This is a genomic window from Frigoribacterium sp. Leaf172 (assembly GCF_001424285.1).
Lineage (GTDB): Bacteria > Actinomycetota > Actinomycetes > Actinomycetales > Microbacteriaceae > Frigoribacterium.
The window spans coordinates 94,086-110,696 of record NZ_LMPB01000001.1 but is presented as its reverse complement, the minus strand read 5'-3'; the positions used below and the strand labels follow the sequence as shown (position 1 = coordinate 110,696).

General features: G+C 72.9%; 16 protein-coding genes and 1 pseudogene. 12 read left to right on the top strand and 5 right to left on the bottom strand.

Annotated features, from left to right (window positions below; all coding sequences use genetic code 11):
• Positions 1-178: 178 nt before the first annotated feature.
• Both ASF89_RS15180 and bla read left to right on the top strand, forming a co-directional pair.
• Positions 179-349 (top strand): antitoxin, encoded by a 171-nt coding sequence (locus tag ASF89_RS15180; protein ID WP_082489811.1) that lies wholly within the window; start codon positions 179-181, stop codon positions 347-349.
• Positions 350-436: 87 nt separating this feature from the next.
• The gene (bla, locus tag ASF89_RS15175; protein ID WP_082489670.1) at positions 437-1,390 is read left to right on the top strand and encodes a class A beta-lactamase; all 954 of its coding nucleotides are present in this window, start codon (positions 437-439) and stop codon (positions 1,388-1,390) included.
• A 42-nt stretch (positions 1,391-1,432) separates the two neighbouring features.
• Here the strand turns inward: bla and ASF89_RS16000 are convergent.
• Positions 1,433-2,251: pseudogene (locus ASF89_RS16000) on the bottom strand (ATP-grasp fold amidoligase family protein); the annotation flags it as partial.
• Between the two features lie 294 nt (positions 2,252-2,545).
• Between ASF89_RS16000 and ASF89_RS15995 the strand changes: the two are divergent.
• Positions 2,546-3,106: a hypothetical protein gene (locus ASF89_RS15995; protein ID WP_156463262.1), complete on the top strand. Its 561-nt coding sequence runs from the start codon at positions 2,546-2,548 to the stop codon at positions 3,104-3,106.
• Here ASF89_RS15995 and ASF89_RS00510 read toward each other — a convergent pair.
• The gene (locus ASF89_RS00510; protein ID WP_055811083.1) at positions 3,103-3,771 is read right to left on the bottom strand and encodes a GNAT family N-acetyltransferase; all 669 of its coding nucleotides are present in this window, start codon (positions 3,769-3,771) and stop codon (positions 3,103-3,105) included. The genes ASF89_RS15995 and ASF89_RS00510 overlap by 4 nt on opposite strands.
• A 135-nt stretch (positions 3,772-3,906) precedes the next feature.
• Here ASF89_RS00510 and ASF89_RS15515 point away from each other — a divergent pair, with 135 nt between their 5' ends.
• The 9 genes from ASF89_RS15515 (at position 3,907) to ASF89_RS00470 (ending at position 13,254) form a co-directional block, all read left to right on the top strand.
• Entirely contained in the window at positions 3,907-4,080 is a 174-nt protein-coding gene (locus tag ASF89_RS15515; protein ID WP_156463261.1) for a hypothetical protein, read from the top strand.
• The gene (locus tag ASF89_RS00505; protein WP_055811080.1) at positions 4,077-4,481 is read left to right on the top strand and encodes a hypothetical protein; all 405 of its coding nucleotides are present in this window, start codon (positions 4,077-4,079) and stop codon (positions 4,479-4,481) included. Before ASF89_RS15515 ends, ASF89_RS00505 begins: the two co-directional genes overlap by 4 nt.
• Entirely contained in the window at positions 4,478-5,641 is a 1,164-nt protein-coding gene (locus ASF89_RS00500) for a Vms1/Ankzf1 family peptidyl-tRNA hydrolase (protein ID WP_156463260.1), read from the top strand. Before ASF89_RS00505 ends, ASF89_RS00500 begins: the two co-directional genes overlap by 4 nt.
• 155 nt (positions 5,642-5,796) lie before the next feature.
• The gene (locus ASF89_RS00495) at positions 5,797-6,129 is read left to right on the top strand and encodes a hypothetical protein (protein ID WP_055811073.1); all 333 of its coding nucleotides are present in this window, start codon (positions 5,797-5,799) and stop codon (positions 6,127-6,129) included.
• Between the two features lie 256 nt (positions 6,130-6,385).
• A complete protein-coding gene (locus ASF89_RS00490; RefSeq protein WP_055811070.1) occupies positions 6,386-7,423 on the top strand; it encodes a LacI family DNA-binding transcriptional regulator in 1,038 nt (345 codons plus the stop codon).
• Positions 7,424-7,694: 271 nt separating this feature from the next.
• On the top strand, positions 7,695-9,812 hold the full coding sequence (locus tag ASF89_RS00485; protein WP_055811065.1) for a beta-galactosidase: 2,118 nt from the start codon (positions 7,695-7,697) through the stop codon (positions 9,810-9,812).
• A 79-nt stretch (positions 9,813-9,891) separates the two neighbouring features.
• A complete protein-coding gene (locus ASF89_RS00480; protein WP_055811062.1) occupies positions 9,892-11,250 on the top strand; it encodes an ABC transporter substrate-binding protein in 1,359 nt (452 codons plus the stop codon).
• 85 nt (positions 11,251-11,335) lie between these two features.
• Positions 11,336-12,292 carry a carbohydrate ABC transporter permease gene (locus tag ASF89_RS00475; RefSeq protein WP_055798875.1) on the top strand — a complete coding sequence of 319 codons (957 nt, stop codon included), beginning with the start codon at positions 11,336-11,338 and terminating at the stop codon, positions 12,290-12,292.
• Positions 12,289-13,254: a carbohydrate ABC transporter permease gene (locus tag ASF89_RS00470; protein ID WP_369814521.1), complete on the top strand. Its 966-nt coding sequence runs from the start codon at positions 12,289-12,291 to the stop codon at positions 13,252-13,254. Before ASF89_RS00475 ends, ASF89_RS00470 begins: the two co-directional genes overlap by 4 nt.
• A gap of 94 nt (positions 13,255-13,348) precedes the next feature.
• Here ASF89_RS00470 and ASF89_RS00465 read toward each other — a convergent pair whose 3' ends face one another.
• Genes ASF89_RS00465 through ASF89_RS00455 form a run of 3 tightly spaced genes read right to left on the bottom strand, consistent with a single transcriptional unit; the run spans position 13,349 to position 16,574 of the window.
• Positions 13,349-14,539, bottom strand: a complete 1,191-nt coding sequence (locus ASF89_RS00465) for a Gfo/Idh/MocA family protein (RefSeq protein WP_082489810.1) — start codon at positions 14,537-14,539, stop codon at positions 13,349-13,351.
• Positions 14,536-15,789, bottom strand: a complete 1,254-nt coding sequence (locus tag ASF89_RS00460; RefSeq protein ID WP_082489669.1) for a Gfo/Idh/MocA family protein — start codon at positions 15,787-15,789, stop codon at positions 14,536-14,538. Before ASF89_RS00460 ends, ASF89_RS00465 begins: the two co-directional genes overlap by 4 nt.
• The gene (locus ASF89_RS00455) at positions 15,786-16,574 is read right to left on the bottom strand and encodes a ThuA domain-containing protein (protein ID WP_055798871.1); all 789 of its coding nucleotides are present in this window, start codon (positions 16,572-16,574) and stop codon (positions 15,786-15,788) included. Before ASF89_RS00455 ends, ASF89_RS00460 begins: the two co-directional genes overlap by 4 nt.
• Positions 16,575-16,611: the final 37 nt, after the last annotated feature.

Genomic DNA, 16,611 nt, shown 5'->3' with positions numbered 1-16,611 from the left:
CCGTTCCTCACCAGCTGTGCCGCGCCTCCTCGTCCGCGGGCGCCCCGACGGCTCCGATCCGGCACCGGTGCACCCGCCGGACGCAACCCCGCAGGCGAGATCGGGCGAAGTCGCCGCGGGAGGCGTCGACTGGGTGGCGATCCGCACAGCGCGGGTCGATCGACGAAAGGACCGCATCATGGGACTCCTGGACGACGCGAAGAACGCCGCGAACAGCGACAAGGGCGAGAAGGCCACCGACGCCGGCATCGACAAGGCCGAGCAGGCCGCCTCCGACAAGACCGGTGGCCAGCACGACGACAAGATCGAGCAGGCCGGCAACGCCGCCGACGGCAGGATCGGCAGCTGACGATCCTCTGACGGCCGGCCGATCGAGTCCCCCCGCTCGCCGGCCGGCCCGTCATGCGCCTGCCGCCCGGTGCAGCACGATGGGGGCATGAGACCTCGCACCACGCGGTCAGCCGCCCTCGCCGTCGCCACGCTCACGCTCCTCGGGCTGACCGGCTGCGGATCGGCGGGTGGCGGTGCGGAGCCGACCCGCGCCTCCTCGGTTCCGGCGCCGTCGGCGACCGCGACCGCGGGGGAGACGCCCGCCGCGCCCACAGCCGACGCCTCGGCCGAGCTGACCGCCCTCGAGGCCGAGTTCGACGCCCGCGTCGGCGTGAGCGCGCTCGACACCGGCTCGGGCGCGACCCTGGTGCACCGGCAGGAGGAGCGGCTCGGCTACGCCTCGACCATCAAGGTCTTCGCGGCGGCCGCGTTCCTCCACGACGTGCCGGTCGACCAGCGCGACGAGGTCGTCACCTGGACGGCCGCCGACGTCGCAGCCGTCGGTTACACCCCTGTGACCAGCCAGTATGTCGATGGGGGCATGAGCCTCGTTGCGCTCGCCGAGGCGGCCGTGCGCACCAGCAACAACCTGGCGCTCAACCTCGTTCTCGACCGCATCGGCGGGCCCGCCGGCCTCGACCGCGCACTCGAGCAGCTGGGAGACACGACCACGGAGGTCGTCGCCGACGAGCCCGCGCTCAACACGATCGAGCCGGGCAGCACCGACGACACGACCACCGCAGCCGCCTTCACGGCCGACCTCGCCGCGCTCGCGACCGGCGACCACCTCGCCGCCGCCGACCGCGCGACGCTGCTCGACTGGATGAGCGGGAACACCACCGGCGATGCGCTCATCCGCGCCGGAGCCCCCGACGGCTGGACGGTCGCCGACAAGTCAGGAGGTGCGGGAGGCATCCGCAACGACGTCGCCGTCGTCACACCGCCGGGCCGCGACCCGATCGTGGTGACGATCCTCACCGAGCGGAACGACCCCGACGCCGCCTACGACGACGCGCTCGTCGCCCGGGTGGCGTCGGTGGTGCTGGCCGAGCTGGGCTAGGTCGCGCTCCCGGTACCGACGCGGCACCGTCCAGTGCGATCCGAACTCGGCGTCGTAGCGGATCGGCTCGAAGGGGCTGTGACCGCCGGCCGGATAGCTCGTCAGCTCGCCGAAGACGATGCGCTCGGGCAGCAGATAGAGATCGACCCGCACGAAGTCCGTGCCCGCGCCGAGCCGCTCGGCGATCTCGATCATGCGCCCGAGACGATCGGGCGCCTCGCGGGGCGGATCGGCCCAGGCGGGGCCGCCGCTGAGGGGCAGGTGGTTCCACTCGGGGTCGTGGAAGTCCTGCGTGCGGGTGTCGAACCGACCCGAGTCGAGCTGGATGTACCGCACGCGCCCGTGGAAGACGAAGAACTTGTAGTCGTCGGGGATCCCGCCGCCCGGCCCGGACAGAGCCTCCTCGACGATCAGCCGCGGAGTGATGCGGCTGTAGGCCCACTCCTCGTTCGGGCCGCGGCCGTAGAGCTTCGTCATCCAGTCGGCGGCGATCGCGCTCAGGGCCGCGCGGTCCGCCGCCTCGGGGCGTACGTGCGCGTAGACCCACCCCCACTCGGCTCTCGGCAGCACGGCGTCGGCCGGAGCATCGGGCGAGACGACGATCGCGGCGCCGCTGCCGTGCGTCGGCTTCACGACGAACGACTCGGGCAGGTCGAGATCGAGCAGCGCGGCGGGGTCGTCGACGATCGCGTAGGCCTGGGGCAGCAGATCGGCCAAGCCCTGCTCGGCGACGTGGTCGCGCACGCCCGCCTTGTCGGCGAACGTCACCACCAGCGGCCGGTGGTCGCGCAGCATCTTGTAGCGGACCTTCTCGGTGAACGTCGTCGGTCGGCGGGTGGCCCAGAGTCGCGAGGCCCTCACGAGCAGCGATCGGCCGCGCCATCTCGGGCGGCCGCGCCTGATCGTCACCGCAGGCCGCCCGTCGGAACAGAAGTGAGCATCGCACCAGTCTGACGGGTGTCGTGGCGGAGCAAGTCGGACACGGCGGAGGGGCAGGAGGCGCGGCCCGGTCTCGGCGCGGAGGCGCCCGCCGGGCACAGCGACCGGGGAGGAGCCCGGCCCGTGCGCCGAGCGGCCAGTGCGGGTCGCCGACCGGACGAGAGGAGGAGCATGGCCGGACCCGGGATGCCACCGGAGGTCAGCGAGGAGAACCACATGAGCAACGGCAACGGCAACGGCAATGGCGACTTCTTCGCGCGAGCGGCCCGGAGGGCCCACGAGCTCATCGACTCGACCGACGCGATCCCAGCGCAGGCCCGCGGCGCGATGCACGATCTCGCCGGGCGGGCCGAGACGGTCGCCCGCGACGGGGCCGGGCGCGCGGAGTCCAGCGCCCGCGAGGCTGCCGGGCGTGCCGGCGCGAGCGCCCGCGAGGCCGCGGGGCGTGCGGAGTCGAGCGCGCGCGAGGCTGGCGCGCGTGCGGAGTCGAGCGCCCGCGAGGCCGGGGCGCGTGCGGAGTCGAGCGCCCGCGCGACGGCGGGTGGTTTCGCCGAGCGCGCCGAGACCACCGTGAACGACCTCGTCGACCGTGCTGAGAAGGCCGTCCGCGACGTCACCGAGGCCGGTCGTGGCCTGGCCGAGAGCGCCGCGGTCGTCGCCCTCGAGACCGCCGACCGTGCCCATCTGAACTACCGGCGCCGCACCCGCATCACGTACGCCGTCGGCGGGGTCGTCATCACCGTGCTCGCCGTGGCCCTCGCTCGAAGCCGCCGCTAGCCTCCGGCGGCCCGCCGGCCGCGGTAGGTCACCAGGGGAGCGACCTCCCGCCACCCGAGGCCGTCGTAGAGCCGACGTCCGTCGACGCTGGCGAAGAGCAGGCCGATCGTCGCGCCTCCTGCGACGGCCCGGTTCTCGAGACCCGCCATGACGAGTCGGCCGAGGCCACGTCGACGGAACTCGGGCTCGGTCGAGATGCGGTCGATGACGGCATGGCGACCGACGACGACGGCCTGCCCCCGAGCCGCGACCCGGCCGCCGATCTCGACCCGAGCGTGTGCGACGCGTCCGTCCATCTCGAGGATCACCTGATCAGAGGTGGGTCGCCTGCTCAGGGTCGTCGTCATCATGCGCTCGGCGTGCGTGACGGGCTCGAGGGGTTTCAGGGTGCCCAGCAGGCCGTCGTCGAGCTCTCCGACGATGGACAGCCAGGTCGCCGGGTCGCTCGTCGCCGCCACCAGTCGACGCAGCTCGGCCACGCTCGGGTCGGCGACGACCCGTTCGCGCAGACGCGTCGCCGCCGCGACCTCGACGAGCCACGCGCCGTTCGACCCCGCACTCGAGCCCGCACCCGACCCCTCGCGCGAGGCCTGTGCAGACCGTGAGATCGACCATCCCTCCACCCACCGGTCGACCAGGTCGCGCAGCTCGTCCGTGTCGCTCATGCGCCCAGGCTACGACCGGCGCTCGTCGACCGAGCCGCGCCTCCTTCGACTTGCTGACGATGTCTCAATACCTCGCGCCTCCCCGGCTTGGCAATCCCCGACGTCGTCCGGCCGCGACGGCCTAGAACGGGGGGCATGCCGATCCCCACACGCGGCTTCGCCCGCATCGTCGCTTACGTCCTCCTGATCTCCGTCGCGAGCAGGGCCTCCACGATGAGGCGCCACGTCGGAGCCGAGCACCGACACGGGGCCGCGGCCGCCGTGCCCGGCGCCCATCCGACCGCTACGACGACGGAGGTGGCCGCATGATCGAGCGAGGCAGCACGAAGCACGATCCCGAGCAGGACGAGCAGCTGCGGCACGAGGCCCAGGGCATCGTGCAGGGCCGAGGAGGCGCCGGTCACGTCGACGAGGCGCGCCAGACCGAGCCGCTGCCCGACGACACCGACTCGGCGGAGGTGCTCCAGGCCTCCGGGACGGACGGCGCCCTCGTCGACGACACGACCGACAGCACCCCCGAGGCGTCCGTCGCCGACACCGAGGGCGACGAGAGCACGCTCAGCGAGACGGCCGCCGGGCTCACCGCCGACCCCGTCGTGCTGACGACCGAGACCCCGAGCGACGTCTCGCCCGAGCGGGGCGAGCCCGACGGCTCGGACCCCGGAGCGCCCGGCCAGCCCGTCACCGACGTCGCCGAGGAGCAGCGATGACCGAAACCGGGATGCGCGACGCCGTCGCCCCCGTCCTCCGTGGGGGCCGACCCTCGACGTGGGCGTACCGCGACGTGTCCGCCGACCGTGACGACCCCCGGGGCTGGGCCGAGAGCACCGCCACCGCCACCATCGACGAGCTCGTCGCCCGTGGCGCCCCGGAGGCGGACGCCGAGGCGATCGCCGACGAGCTCATCGAACCGCCCGGGGTCGCCGCCCCGGTCAGCCGGTACGTGCTCGTGCAGGACGGCGAGGTCGTCGTGAGCGAGGTGCTGCCCGGTCCGGCGAAGGCCTCCGACCGGATCGGCCACGGGCTCGCGCCCGACGTGCTGCCGCTGGTGGCCCACCGGCCCCTCGACCTGACGTTCCTCGTGGTCGAGGTGGGTCGCGACGGCGGCGGGTTCCGCGTGTACCGCTTCGGCCACGGCGAGGTGCAGAGCGAGCAGCAGCTGCAGGGACGCACCGACACCCTGCACAAGATCCGGGGCGGCGGATGGGCGCACAAGCGCATGCAGTCGCACACGGAGGAGCTCTGGCGGCAGAACGTCGGCGAGCTCGGCGCCGCCATCGACGCGACCGTGCGCCGGACGTCGGCCGGGCTCGTCGTGGTCGCGGGCGACATCCGCGCACGGCAGCTGCTCGAGCTCGAGCTGTCGGAGGAGACCAGGGCGATGCTCTCGGTCGTCCCCTCCGACACGCGGGCCCCCGACGCCGCGGACGACGCGCTCGTGTCGCAGGTCGAGGTGGCCCTCGCGCGCATCGTCGCCCAGCGCGTGCACGACTCGCTCGATCTGCTGCGCGCCCGCCTCGGTCGCGGCGACGGGACGGCCGTCGACCGGCTCGGCGAGGTCGTGACCGCGCTCGCCTCGGCTCAGGTCGACACCCTGCTGCTCGACCCCGACGCGTTCGACGACCGCACCCTGCTCGCGCTCGGCGACGTCCCCTGGGTCGCATCGGCGCCCGAGGGCGCGCTCGACGCCGAGGTGCTCGGCGAGCTGCCGGCCGCCTCCGCCCTCGCGAGGGCGGCCCTGCTCACCGATGCCCGCGTGGTGCTGGCGAGCGCCGGGTCGCTGCCCGGCGACGGGGGCATCGGGGCGCTGCTGCGCTGGCCCGTCGGGCCGCCGACGCCCGGGGGCGGGGGCGGGGGCGACGCCGGCTGAGGCCCGTGGCGACGCCGGCTCAGCGGTGGCGTCGCGCCTTCCGGCTGGCGCCGCGTCTTCCGGCGCCGCGCCTCCTGCTCGCACCGCGCCTCCTGATCGCACCGCGCCTCCTGATCGCACCGCACGCCCTGTTCCCGAGATGACGAGGAGATCCGATGACCGAGAAGTCCGACCTGCCCCTGCCCGACTACGACCACCTGCCGCTCGGCACCCTCGAGACGCGGTTGCACTCCCTCGACGAGACCGGCGTGACGGCGCTGCTCGACCACGAGAGGGCGCACGGCGACCGGCTGCCGGTCGTGCAGCTGCTCGAGGCGCGGCTATCGCGCCTCCGCGCCGGCGCCCGGCCGAGCGGCGGTCTGCCCGATGACGAGCCGTCGGTCGGGGCGGCGGCCGCGGGAGGCTCGCCGGTCGACCCGTCCACCAGCGGGCCGGCGATGAACCCGCCGTCGCAGGGCGACCCGACGAACCCCGCGCAGCCCCGCTGACCTGCGCCCGCTTGCCGGAAACCGCGACGATGAACCCCGGTTGATCGGGTTCCGCGCGGCGTTCGCGTTCGCGGTTCGTGGTCCAGGAGGCGCGGGGCACGAGAGCAGGTGGGCTCCACGCGGCGCGGCGCGGCGCGGCGCGGCGCGGCACGGCACGGCGAGGGTGGGCAGAAGCCGCCCTTCGGCGCCCTCCGAGGGGCGTCTTCTGACCGATGTCGCGTGCGCGGGGCGGGCCCGCGCCCACTACCCTCGGGGCATGCCCGACGCCACGATCTACGACGTGGCGACCCGAGCGGGCGTCTCGCACCAGACGGTGAGCCGGTTCCTGCGCGGCTTCGAGGGCATCCGGCCCGAGACCCGCGCCAAGGTCGAGGCGGCCCTGGCCGAGCTGGAGTACCGGCCGAACAGCGCAGCGAGGTTCCTCCGCCTCAAGCGCACGAACCGCATCGCGCTCCTGGCCGACAACATGCACCTCTCGGGGCCGGCCCGCACGATCGCCAGCGCCACCGAGGCCGCGCGCGACCTCGGCTACGTCACCGACATCGTCACGATGGACGGCGGCGACGAGCGCAGCGTCCGCGAGGCCCTCGATCTCGTGCTCAGCCAGCAGATCGCCGGGCTCGTGCTCATGGCCCAGACCGCGATCGCCCGCACCGCCGTCGAGCAGCGCGACATCTCGATGCCCGTGGGCCGCGACTTCGGCCTCGTCGTCGACGGCACCGGCGAGTCGCTCGGCGTCCGCGCCGGTCGCGTCGCCGCCGAGCACCTCATCGAGCTCGGGCACCGCCGGGCCGCCTACGTCGCCGGGCCCGAGCAGTGGCTCGTCGCCCGGGAGCGCCAGGAGGGCTTCACCGTCGCCTTCACCGCCGGGGGAGGCGAGGTCGTCTCGAGCGCCACGGGCGACTGGTCGGCCGAGTCGGGCTTCGCCGCGGCCCGCCGTCTGCTCGACGAGGGCGCGCTCGGCACCCCGGGAGGCGCGGGTCGGTCCCGCGACGGAGGCGCCACCGCCGTCGCGGTCGCGAACGACACCATGGCGATGGGTCTGCTCGCGGCGCTCGCCGAGGCCGGCGTCTCGGTGCCCGGCGACGTCAGCGTCGTGGGCAACGACGACGCCCCGGAGGCGCGCTACATGGTCCCGCCCCTCACGACGGTCGACCTGGACTTCGCCCGCGAGGGCGTGCTCGTGGTCAGCTCGCTGATCGCCCGCATCGAGGGGCGCGAGACCGACCCCGTGATCCACGTGCCGACCCCGGCCCTGGTGACCCGCGCCTCCACGGCCCCGCCCCGCGCCTGACGCGTCGTCGCCGTCCGAGGCGCATCGCGGGGGCACCGGCCACGCGAGACGCAGCCACCCGCGCCGCACCGCCGGCCGCCGACGGCCCCGTCGCCCACCGCCGCATCACGGTCGGGTCACGCCGCCGGATTGCCTCTTGCGCGACATCGACGGCTCGACTAACTTCCTCATCAACGCCGATGTTATCGACAACATCGCCGGATCACCGCGCACCACCAGCACGCCAGCAGCCGCGGATCGACGACGATCCGCACGAGCAGACAGGTCGACGATGACGTCAGCACCCCGCCACTCCGGAGTCCTCTTCGGGGCCGCCTACTACGCCGAGTACCAGCAGGCAGGCACCCTCGACCGCGACCTCGACCTCATGGTCGAGGCGGGCTTCACCGTGATCCGCGTGGGCGAGTCGGTCTGGTCGACGTGGGAGCCCCGCGAGGGCGAGTTCGACCTCGACTGGCTGCAGCCCGTGCTCGACGGCGCCCACTCGCGCGGCATCTCGGTGATCCTCGGCACGCCCACCTACGCCGTTCCGCCGTGGCTGCAGGTGCTGCACCCCGAGATCGCGGCCGAGCGCACCTCCGGGGTCCGTGCCGGCTGGGGGGCCCGCCAGGAGATGGACCAGAGCCACCCCGCCTACCGCTTCTACGCCGAGCGGGTCGTCCGCCGGGTCGCCGCCCGGTACGCCGACCACCCCGCCGTCGTCGGCTGGCAGGTCGACAACGAGCCCGGCAACGAGCTGCCCCGCAACGAGCAGGTCTTCCAGCGGTTCCTGGCCTGGCTGCAGCGCCGCTACGGCACGGTCGAGAGCCTCAACGACGAGTGGGGTCTCGTCTACTGGTCGCACCGGATCACCGAGTGGTCGCAGCTCTGGCGGCCCGACGGCAACGTGCAGCCGCAGTACGACCTCGAGTGGCGCCGGTTCCAGGGCGAGCTCGCCGACGAGCTGATCGCCTGGCAGGCCGACGTCGTGCGCGAGTACGCCCGCGACGACCAGTTCGTCACCACCTGCATCTCGTACGCCCGCCCCCAGGTCGCCGACGACCGGCTCGTGAAGAGCCTCGACGTGACGGCCGGCAACCCCTATTACAAGATGCAGGACGGCCTGACCCGCGGCGTCGAGATCCCCCGCGAGGCCGGCTGGTGGCACACCGGCGTCTGGGCCCTGCACCAGTGGGGCGACCGGGCGTTCTCGTCGGCGCAGGCGCCGTTCCTCGTCACCGAGACCAACGCGCAGTCGATCGGCGGGCCCTGGCAGAACCACCCGCCGTTCGACGGGCAGATCAAGCAGGCGGCGCTCGCGCTCGTCGCCCGCGGCGCCCGGATGGTCGAGTACTGGCACTGGCACACGCTGCACTTCGGCGTCGAGACCTACTGGGGCGGCGTGCTGCCGCACAGCCAGCGCCCCGGGCGCATCCACCGCGAGGTCGCGGCCCTCGGCGCCACCCTCAAGAAGGTGGGAGGCGCGGTGGACGGATTCACGCCGGCCGCCGACGTGCTCATGCTCTGGTCCACCGACACCAAGTGGTCGTTCGAGGGATACCCGCCCCTGCCGTTGCCGGACGGCGGCCCCGACCCCGACTCGTACCTGCACCTCTTCGACGCCCACTACCGGGGCCTCGCCGAGTCGGGTGCGCAGGTGCGGATCCAGCACGTCGAGCAGTTCGCCGCCGCGGACCCCGCGGCGGTCGCGGCCGAGCACCCCGTGCTCGTCGTGCCCGGCCTCTACGTCGTCGACGACGCGACCCTCGACGCGCTCGTCGCCTACGCCGAGGCCGGCGGGCACCTCGTGCTCGGCGTCCGCACGGCCTACGGCGACCAGCTCGCCCGGGCCCGCCGCGACGTCGCCCCCGCCCGGCTCTCGGGCCCCGCGGGCGTCTGGTACGAGGAGTACACGAACCTCGACGCGCCGCTCGAGGTGCGCACCGCGGGTCCCGCCGACGGCCTCGCCCTCGAGCCCGGCTCGGCCGGCACCCGCTGGGCCGACGTGCTGCAGGTCGACGACGCCGAGGTGCTCGTGCGGTTCCCGGCCACCGAGATCGGCGCCGACGCGGTCATGACGACCCGCGCCTCCGGGGCCGGTCGCGTCAGCTACGTCGCCACCGTGCCGAACCCCGAGCTGTCGCGCAGCATCGCCCGCTGGCTCGTCCCGCAGACGGCGGCCGTCGACTGGGCCGCCACCGAGACGGTCACCGTCACTACCGGCTCGCGCCCCGGGGGAGCCGACCTCGCGTTCGTGTCGAACTGGTCGGCCGACGAGGCCTCGGTCACGGCGCCCCACGCCGCCCGCGACCTCGAGACCGGCGAGGTCGTCGCGGCCGGCGGCACCCTGACCCTCGCCCCCCGCTCGGCCCACGTCCTCGAACGCGTCGAGGACGCCCCGGTGCACTGACCGGCGGTCCCGACCCCCACACCACACACCCCCGACCCCGGCGTCTCACCCGAGACGCCGCACCCCGAGAGAGAAGACCATGAAGCGGAAGAACACAGCAACGGCGCTCGTGTCCCTGGCCCTCGCATCGGCGTTCGCGCTGACCGCGTGCGCCCCCGGCGGCGGAGGAGGCGCGGGTGGCGGCGAGACCACCGCCCCCGTCTCGCAGGCCGACATCGACACCGCGATGGACACCGAGACGACCATCACCTTCTGGACCTGGGTGCCCGACATCCAGAAGGAGGTCGACCTCTTCGAGAAGAAGTACCCGAAGATCACCGTCGACGTCGTCAACGTCGGCACGGGCACGGCGCAGTACCCGAAGCTCCGCACGGCGCTGAAGGCCGGCAAGGGCGCACCCGACGTGGCGCAGATCGAGTACCAGTACATCCCGTCGTTCCGTCAGACGAACAGCCTCGTCGACCTGACCCCGTACGGAGGCGCGGAGCTCGAGTCGAAGTACGTCGAGTGGGTCTGGAACCAGGTCGCCGACGACCGCGGCGTCTGGTCGGTGCCGCAGGACTCCGGTCCGCTCGGCAACCTCTACCGCTCGGACATCTACGAGCAGGCCGGCATCACCGCCCCGCCCGCCACGTGGGACGAGTTCGCCGAGCAGGCGAAGACCGTGAAGGACGAGACCGGCTCGTACATCTCGAACCTGCCGGGCAACGACCCCGGGCAGGTCGTCGGGCTCTTCTGGCAGGCCGGCGCCAAGCCGTTCTCGTACGACGGCGACAAGACCGTCGGCATCGACCTCGACTCGGCCGAGACGCAGAAGGTCGTCACCTTCTGGCAGGACCTCATCGACCAGGACCTCGTCTCGACCGACGCCGACTTCACCGACGCCTGGTACCAGGGCTTCTCGTCGGGCAAGTACGCCAGCTGGCAGACCGCCGCCTGGGGTCCCGTGTTCCTGCAGGGCACGGCCGCGAACACCAGCGGCAAGTGGACCGCCGCGAAGATCCCCCAGTGGGAGGCCGGCGACGACGTCTCGGGCAACTGGGGCGGATCGTCCGACGCCGTGATCACCGGCACCCAGAACCCGATCGTGGCCGCCGAGTTCAGCAAGTTCCTCAACAGCGACCCCGAGTCGACCCTCGCCTTCGCGAACGAGCAGTTCCTGTTCCCGACGACGACGGACACCCTCTCGAGCGACGAGTTCACCGGCACGGCCAGCGAGTTCTACGGCGGCCAGAAGGTCAACGAGCTCTTCGCCGGCGTCTCGGACACGGTCAGCACCGACTTCCAGTGGCTGCCGTTCATGGACTACGTCTACTCGAGCTACAACGACACGCTCGGCAAGGCCATCGCCGACCACGACGACATGTCCGCCGCCCTCACGGCCTGGCAGGACGACGTCACCGCCTACGCGAAGCAGCAGGGCTTCACCGTCCAGTAGCGCTCACCGGAGCCGCCCGTCGTCGTCGACCCGCCCCCTCGGGCGGCGGCGGCGGGCGGCTCCGCCCAGCCCGGCAAGGAGCCCCATGTCCACCTCCGTCACCCCTCGTCGCGACGCGACCCGCGCCTCCTCGACCCGCCCCCCGACCGCACGACGCAGCAGCACGCTGCACCGGCCCCAGCTGATCGCCGCCTGGGCCCTCGCCATCCCGTTCCTGATCGTCTTCGCCGCGATGTTCCTCGTGCCGCTCGGCTACGCCGGGTACCTCAGCACGTTCACGTCGCAGCTGGTCGGCGGGCAGGTCTTCTCGGGGCTCGCCAACTACGAGCGGGCCCTGAACGATCCGAGCTTCTGGGCCGGTCTCGGCCGGGTCGCGCTGTTCTTGTTCGTGCAGGTCCCGATCATGCTCGTGATCGCCCTGTTCATCGCCCTCGCGCTCGACACCGGTCGGGTCGCGGGCAGCAAGTTCGTCCGTCTCGCGATCTTCGTGCCGTACGCCGTGCCCGGTGTCGTCGCGACGCTCATGTGGGGCTACCTGTACGGCCGCGAGTCGGGGCTGATCGCCCAGGTGCTCACGGGCGCCGGGCTGCCCGCCCCCGACCTGCTCTCGCCGCAGAACGTGCTCGGCAGCACGATGAACATCGTCAGCTGGGAGTTCATCGGCTACAACATGATCGTGCTCTACGCGGCGCTCCGCAGCGTGCCGACCGAGATGTACGAGGCCGCCGAGATCGACGGCGCCGGGCCCTGGCGCGTGGCGTGGAGCATCAAGATCCCCGCGATCCGCTCGGCGATCCTGCTGACGGTGATCTTCTCGGTGATCGGGTCGTTCCAGCTGTTCAACGAGCCGAACCTGCTCTACAGCATCGCGCCGAACGCGATCGGCTCGGACTTCACGCCGAACCTCTACGCGTACAACGTCGCGTTCCGCAACCAGGACGTCAACTACGCCGCGGCCATCGCGTTCCTGCTCGGGTTCCTCATCATGATCATCAGCTACGTGGTGCAGCTCGCCACCTCACGCAAGGAGCGACTGTCGTGACGATCGCACCCGCACCCGTCGACACCGCCGGCGCGACCGCCGTCGACCGGCCCGCCGACCGGCTGCAGAGCTCGGGAGGCGCGGGTCGGCGACGCCCCCGTCGTCGCGTCGAGCGCTCCCAACGGAAGACGCCGCTGCTCACCGTCATCCTCTGGATCACGCTCGCGTACTTCCTGCTGCCGCTGGTCTGGCTCGCGATCCAGGCGACGAAGACGAACGGCGACATCTTCAGCACGTTCGGCCTGGCGTTCGGGCGCACCTTCGCGCTCGGCGACAACATCGCGCAGCTGTTCACCTTCCAGGACGGCATCTTCCTGCAGTGGATGGGCAACACGGTGCTGTACGCCGTGGCCAGCTCGGTGGGCGCGGCGCTGCTGGCCACGATGTGCGGCTACTCGCTCGCGAAGTACGTCTTCCGGGGCCGGTCGTTCGTGTTCGGGCTGATCCTCGGGGCGGTCATGGTGCCGCTGACGGCGCTGGCCATCCCGACGTACCTGCTGTTCAGCGCCGCGAACCTGGTCGACACCCCGTGGGCGATCATCCTGCCGTCGCTCGTCAGCCCGTTCGGCGTCTACCTGATGCGCGTCTACGCGAGCGAGGCCGTCGACGACAGCCTGCTCGAGGCCGCGCGCATCGACGGCGCCGGCGAGCTGCGCATCTTCCTGACGATCTCGTCGCGACTGCTCGCCCCGGGCATCGTCACGGTGCTGCTGTTCGCGCTCGTCTCGACCTGGAACAACTACTTCCTGCCGCTGATCATGCTGAACGACCCGAGCCTGTTCCCGGCGACGGTCGGCCTGGCGCAGTGGCAGCAGGCGGCGACCGGCGGAGGCGGTGCCCAGGTGCTGTTCTCGACCGTGCTGACGGGGTCGTTCGTGTCGATCCTGCCGCTCGTGGTGGCGTTCCTCTTCCTGCAGAGGTTCTGGCAGTCGGGCCTGAGCGCCGGCGGCGTGAAGGGCTGACGCGAGACCCCGGAAGATCGCTGAGACCCCCGTGCGCGCACGGGGGTCTCAGTGATTTCGTGGGGTCTGGGCAGAGTGCGCGATACGCGGCGGGTCAGGAGGCGCGGGTCGGCTCCACGGGCAGCCAGACGGAGTCCGCGGCGTCGGACGCCTCGACGGCTGCCAGCACGCGCTGCACCTGCAGGCCGTCGGCGAACGACGGGGCCGGCTGCGTGCCGGCGGCCAGCGCCACGACGAGGTCGTGCAGCTGGTGCGTGAACGCGTGCTCCCACCCGAGCCCGTGGCCGGCCGGCCACCAGGCGTCGACGTACGGGTGCTGCGGCTCGGTCACGAGCACCCGGCGGAACCCCGACTCGGGCCCGTCGACCTCGAGCACCTCGAGCTCGTTCGGCCGCTCGAGGTCGACCGCGACGGCGCCCCGCGAGCCCGAGACCTCGAGCCGGAAGGCGTTCTTGCGACCCGTCGCGAACCGGGTGGCCTCGACCGACGCGATCGCGCCTCCCTCGAGTCGGGCCGTGAACCAGGCGGCGTCGTCGACGGTCACCCGACCCCGCTCGGAGCCGGCCACCCCGCCGAGACCCGAGGTGACGACGGTCTCGTCGACCAGCGGCCGCTCGGTCACGAAGGTGTGCAGCGTGCCCGACACGTCGGTGAGACGCCGACCGGTCACGAACTGCGCCGCGTCGACCGCGTGGGCCCCGATGTCGCCGAGCGCGCCCGAACCGGCGACGGCCTTGTCGAGCCGCCAGGTCATCGGATCCTGCTCGTCGATCAGCCAGTCCTGCAGGTACTGAGCCCGCACCTGACGCACCTCGCCGATGCGCCCCGCCGCCACGATGTCGCGGGCCAGGGTCACGGCCGGCACCCGCCGGTACGAGAAGCCGACCATCGCGAAGACCCCGCGCTCGGCTGCGAGCCGGGCCGCCTCGGCCATCCGCTCGGCCTCGGCCACCGTGTTGGCCAGCGGCTTCTCGCAGAGCACGTGCTTGCCGGCCTCGAGCGCGGCCACCGCGATGTCGACGTGCGTCGAGCCCGGCGAGCAGATGTCGATCACGTCGATGTCGGGGTCGTCGACCGCGTCGCGCCAGTCGGACGCCGTGGACCCCCACCCCCACCGCCCGGCTGCCGCGCGGGTGGCCGCGACGTCGCGACCGACCAGGGTCGCCATCACGGGCGCCAGCGGCAGGTCGAAGAAGGCGGGGGCGACGCGGAGGGCCTGCGAATGCGCCGCACCCATGAAACCGTGACCCACGAGGGCGAAGCGGAGGCGGCCCTGCCCGGTCACCGCGCCTCCTGCCGTTCCCGCTCCGGAGCCGAGGAGGCGCCGGCCGGGTCGGCCGCGCCCGCCCCGGTCGCCGACGCCCCGCCCTGCAGGGCCGCGCGCACCGAGGTCCACGACTCGAGACGCGCCCGCACCTCGGGGTCGCGCTCGGCCGCGAGGGCCTCGCGGTGCGCCTGCTCGAGCACGTCGTCCACCAGCACGCGCTCGCCGGATCGCGTCGACCGGATCGCCGCCTCGACCATCCCGAGGCTCATCACGTTGCCGTGCACCTCGCCGTCGGGGCGCTCGCCGGTGCGGAGGGCCCGGGCGAACGCCGCGAGCGAGCCCGCGATCTCGACGCCCACGCTCGGTCGCGCCTCGGGGACGCCGGGGGCGCCGTCGATCTCGCTGACCGGCTCGTCGTCGCCCGACCACAGGGCCGTGCCGCCCGAGCCCGAGACGCGCCAGGCGCCGTTCCACGAGGTCTCGACGCCGGGGCTGCACCACGAGCCGTCGTAGCTGTAGCGGACCCCGCCCTCGAAGCCGATCACGGCGCTCGCCGCCGCGTCTCCGCGGTACCACGACCACGAGGGGTTCCACGAGTCGCACCACACCGACACCGGGTCGCGACCGATCAGATAGCGCGCCGAGTCGAACGCGTGGATCGCCATGTCGAGCAGCAGCACGTCGTCCATCTGCTCGCGGAACCCGCCGAAGTGCGGCGCCTTCGCGAACGACGTCGACACCATGCCCACCTCGCCGAGCAGCTCGGCGTGCGCCTTGAGCGCCACCAGCTGGTCGTTGTAGCGACGCGACTGCGACACCATGAAGAGCTCGCCCGTCACCTCGGCGGCCGCCGTCAGCGACAGGGCCTCGGCGACGCTCTGCGCGGCCGGCTTCTCGCCGAGCACCGGCAGACCGAGGCGGAGCGCCTGCATCGTCACCGGGTGGTGCGCCACCGGCACCGTCACGTCGAGGACGGCGTCGGGCGAGACCCGGGCCACCAGGGCGGCGAGGTCGCGGTCGACGGGCAGATCGGGCAGACCGGCGTGCTGCGCTCCGGCGCGGGCGGCGTCGAGATCGAGGTCGACGATGCCGACCAGCTCGACGTCGGGGGAGTCGGCGACGGTGCGGAGCCAGGCCCGCCCCATCTCGCCGGCGCCGACCTGCACGACCCGCAGCGCGCCTCCTCGGCGGTCGACGCGGCGGAAGCCGCCGGGTGCGGGTGCGGACTCGGCTGCGGGGGTCTCGTTCACGGGGATCGGGGCGCTCATGCGTCGGCCGGCTCCTCGATCGGGCCCGAGTAGTCCTTGCCGTCGAAGTACTCGCCGAGGTCGTAGCGGAGCAGGGTCGGCGTCTCGCGCTCGCGGTCGGGGCGCGCCCACTCGGCGGCGTTCGAGATGACGCGGCGGACGTCGGGGTGGAAGTACACCGGGAAGTCCTGGTCGCCGGGCGAGAAGAAGAAGATGCGACCGAAGCCCCGCCGGTACGTCATGCCGCTGCGGAACACCTCGCCGCCGGTGAAGCCCGAGATGAAGATCAGCTCGTCGGGCGTCGGGACGTCGAAGTACTCGCCGTACATCTCCTGTTCGGGGATCACGATCGGGTTCGGCACGCCGCGGGTGATCGGGTGCTGCGGGTTGACCGTCCAGACGAGCTCCTGATCGTGCTCGCTGCGCCAGCGCAGCGTGCAGGTCGTGCCCATCAGCTTCGTGAAGATCTTCGACCAGTGGCCGGAGTGCAGCACGATCAGGCCCATGCCGGCGAGCACGTGCCGGTGCACCCGCTCGACGATCTCGTCGTCCACGTCGCCGTGCGCCGCGTGACCCCACCAGGTGAGCACGTCGGTGTCGGCGAGCAGCTCCTCGGTGAGGCCGTGCTCGGGCTGGTCCATGGTCGCGATGCGGACGACGGCGTCCGGCAGGTTCTCGCCGAGGCCGGCGGCGATCGCCCCGTGCATCCCGTCGGGGTAGCGGTCGGCGACGTGCTGCTCGACCTTCTCGTGGACGTTCTCGCCCCAGACGGTGACGCGCAGGGGGCCGGGTGTGTTCGTGGTCACGGTGTTCTCTCTCTCAGGTGGTGTGTTCGTCGTTCGT

Coding starts and splice junctions, on each gene's coding strand:
- ASF89_RS00495 (WP_055811073.1), top strand. CDS start 5,797: ATGACCGAGAAGTCCGACCTGCCCCTGCCCGACTACGACCACCTGCCG.
- ASF89_RS00480 (WP_055811062.1), top strand. CDS start 9,892: ATGAAGCGGAAGAACACAGCAACGGCGCTCGTGTCCCTGGCCCTCGCA.
- ASF89_RS00460 (WP_082489669.1), bottom strand. CDS start 15,789: ATGAGCGCCCCGATCCCCGTGAACGAGACCCCCGCAGCCGAGTCCGCA.
- ASF89_RS00505 (WP_055811080.1), top strand. CDS start 4,077: ATGATCGAGCGAGGCAGCACGAAGCACGATCCCGAGCAGGACGAGCAG.
- ASF89_RS00485 (WP_055811065.1), top strand. CDS start 7,695: ATGACGTCAGCACCCCGCCACTCCGGAGTCCTCTTCGGGGCCGCCTAC.
- ASF89_RS15515 (WP_156463261.1), top strand. CDS start 3,907: ATGCCGATCCCCACACGCGGCTTCGCCCGCATCGTCGCTTACGTCCTC.
- ASF89_RS00510 (WP_055811083.1), bottom strand. CDS start 3,771: ATGAGCGACACGGACGAGCTGCGCGACCTGGTCGACCGGTGGGTGGAG.
- bla (WP_082489670.1), top strand. CDS start 437: ATGAGACCTCGCACCACGCGGTCAGCCGCCCTCGCCGTCGCCACGCTC.
- ASF89_RS15995 (WP_156463262.1), top strand. CDS start 2,546: ATGAGCAACGGCAACGGCAACGGCAATGGCGACTTCTTCGCGCGAGCG.
- ASF89_RS00475 (WP_055798875.1), top strand. CDS start 11,336: ATGTCCACCTCCGTCACCCCTCGTCGCGACGCGACCCGCGCCTCCTCG.
- ASF89_RS00490 (WP_055811070.1), top strand. CDS start 6,386: ATGCCCGACGCCACGATCTACGACGTGGCGACCCGAGCGGGCGTCTCG.
- ASF89_RS00500 (WP_156463260.1), top strand. CDS start 4,478: ATGACCGAAACCGGGATGCGCGACGCCGTCGCCCCCGTCCTCCGTGGG.
- ASF89_RS15180 (WP_082489811.1), top strand. CDS start 179: ATGGGACTCCTGGACGACGCGAAGAACGCCGCGAACAGCGACAAGGGC.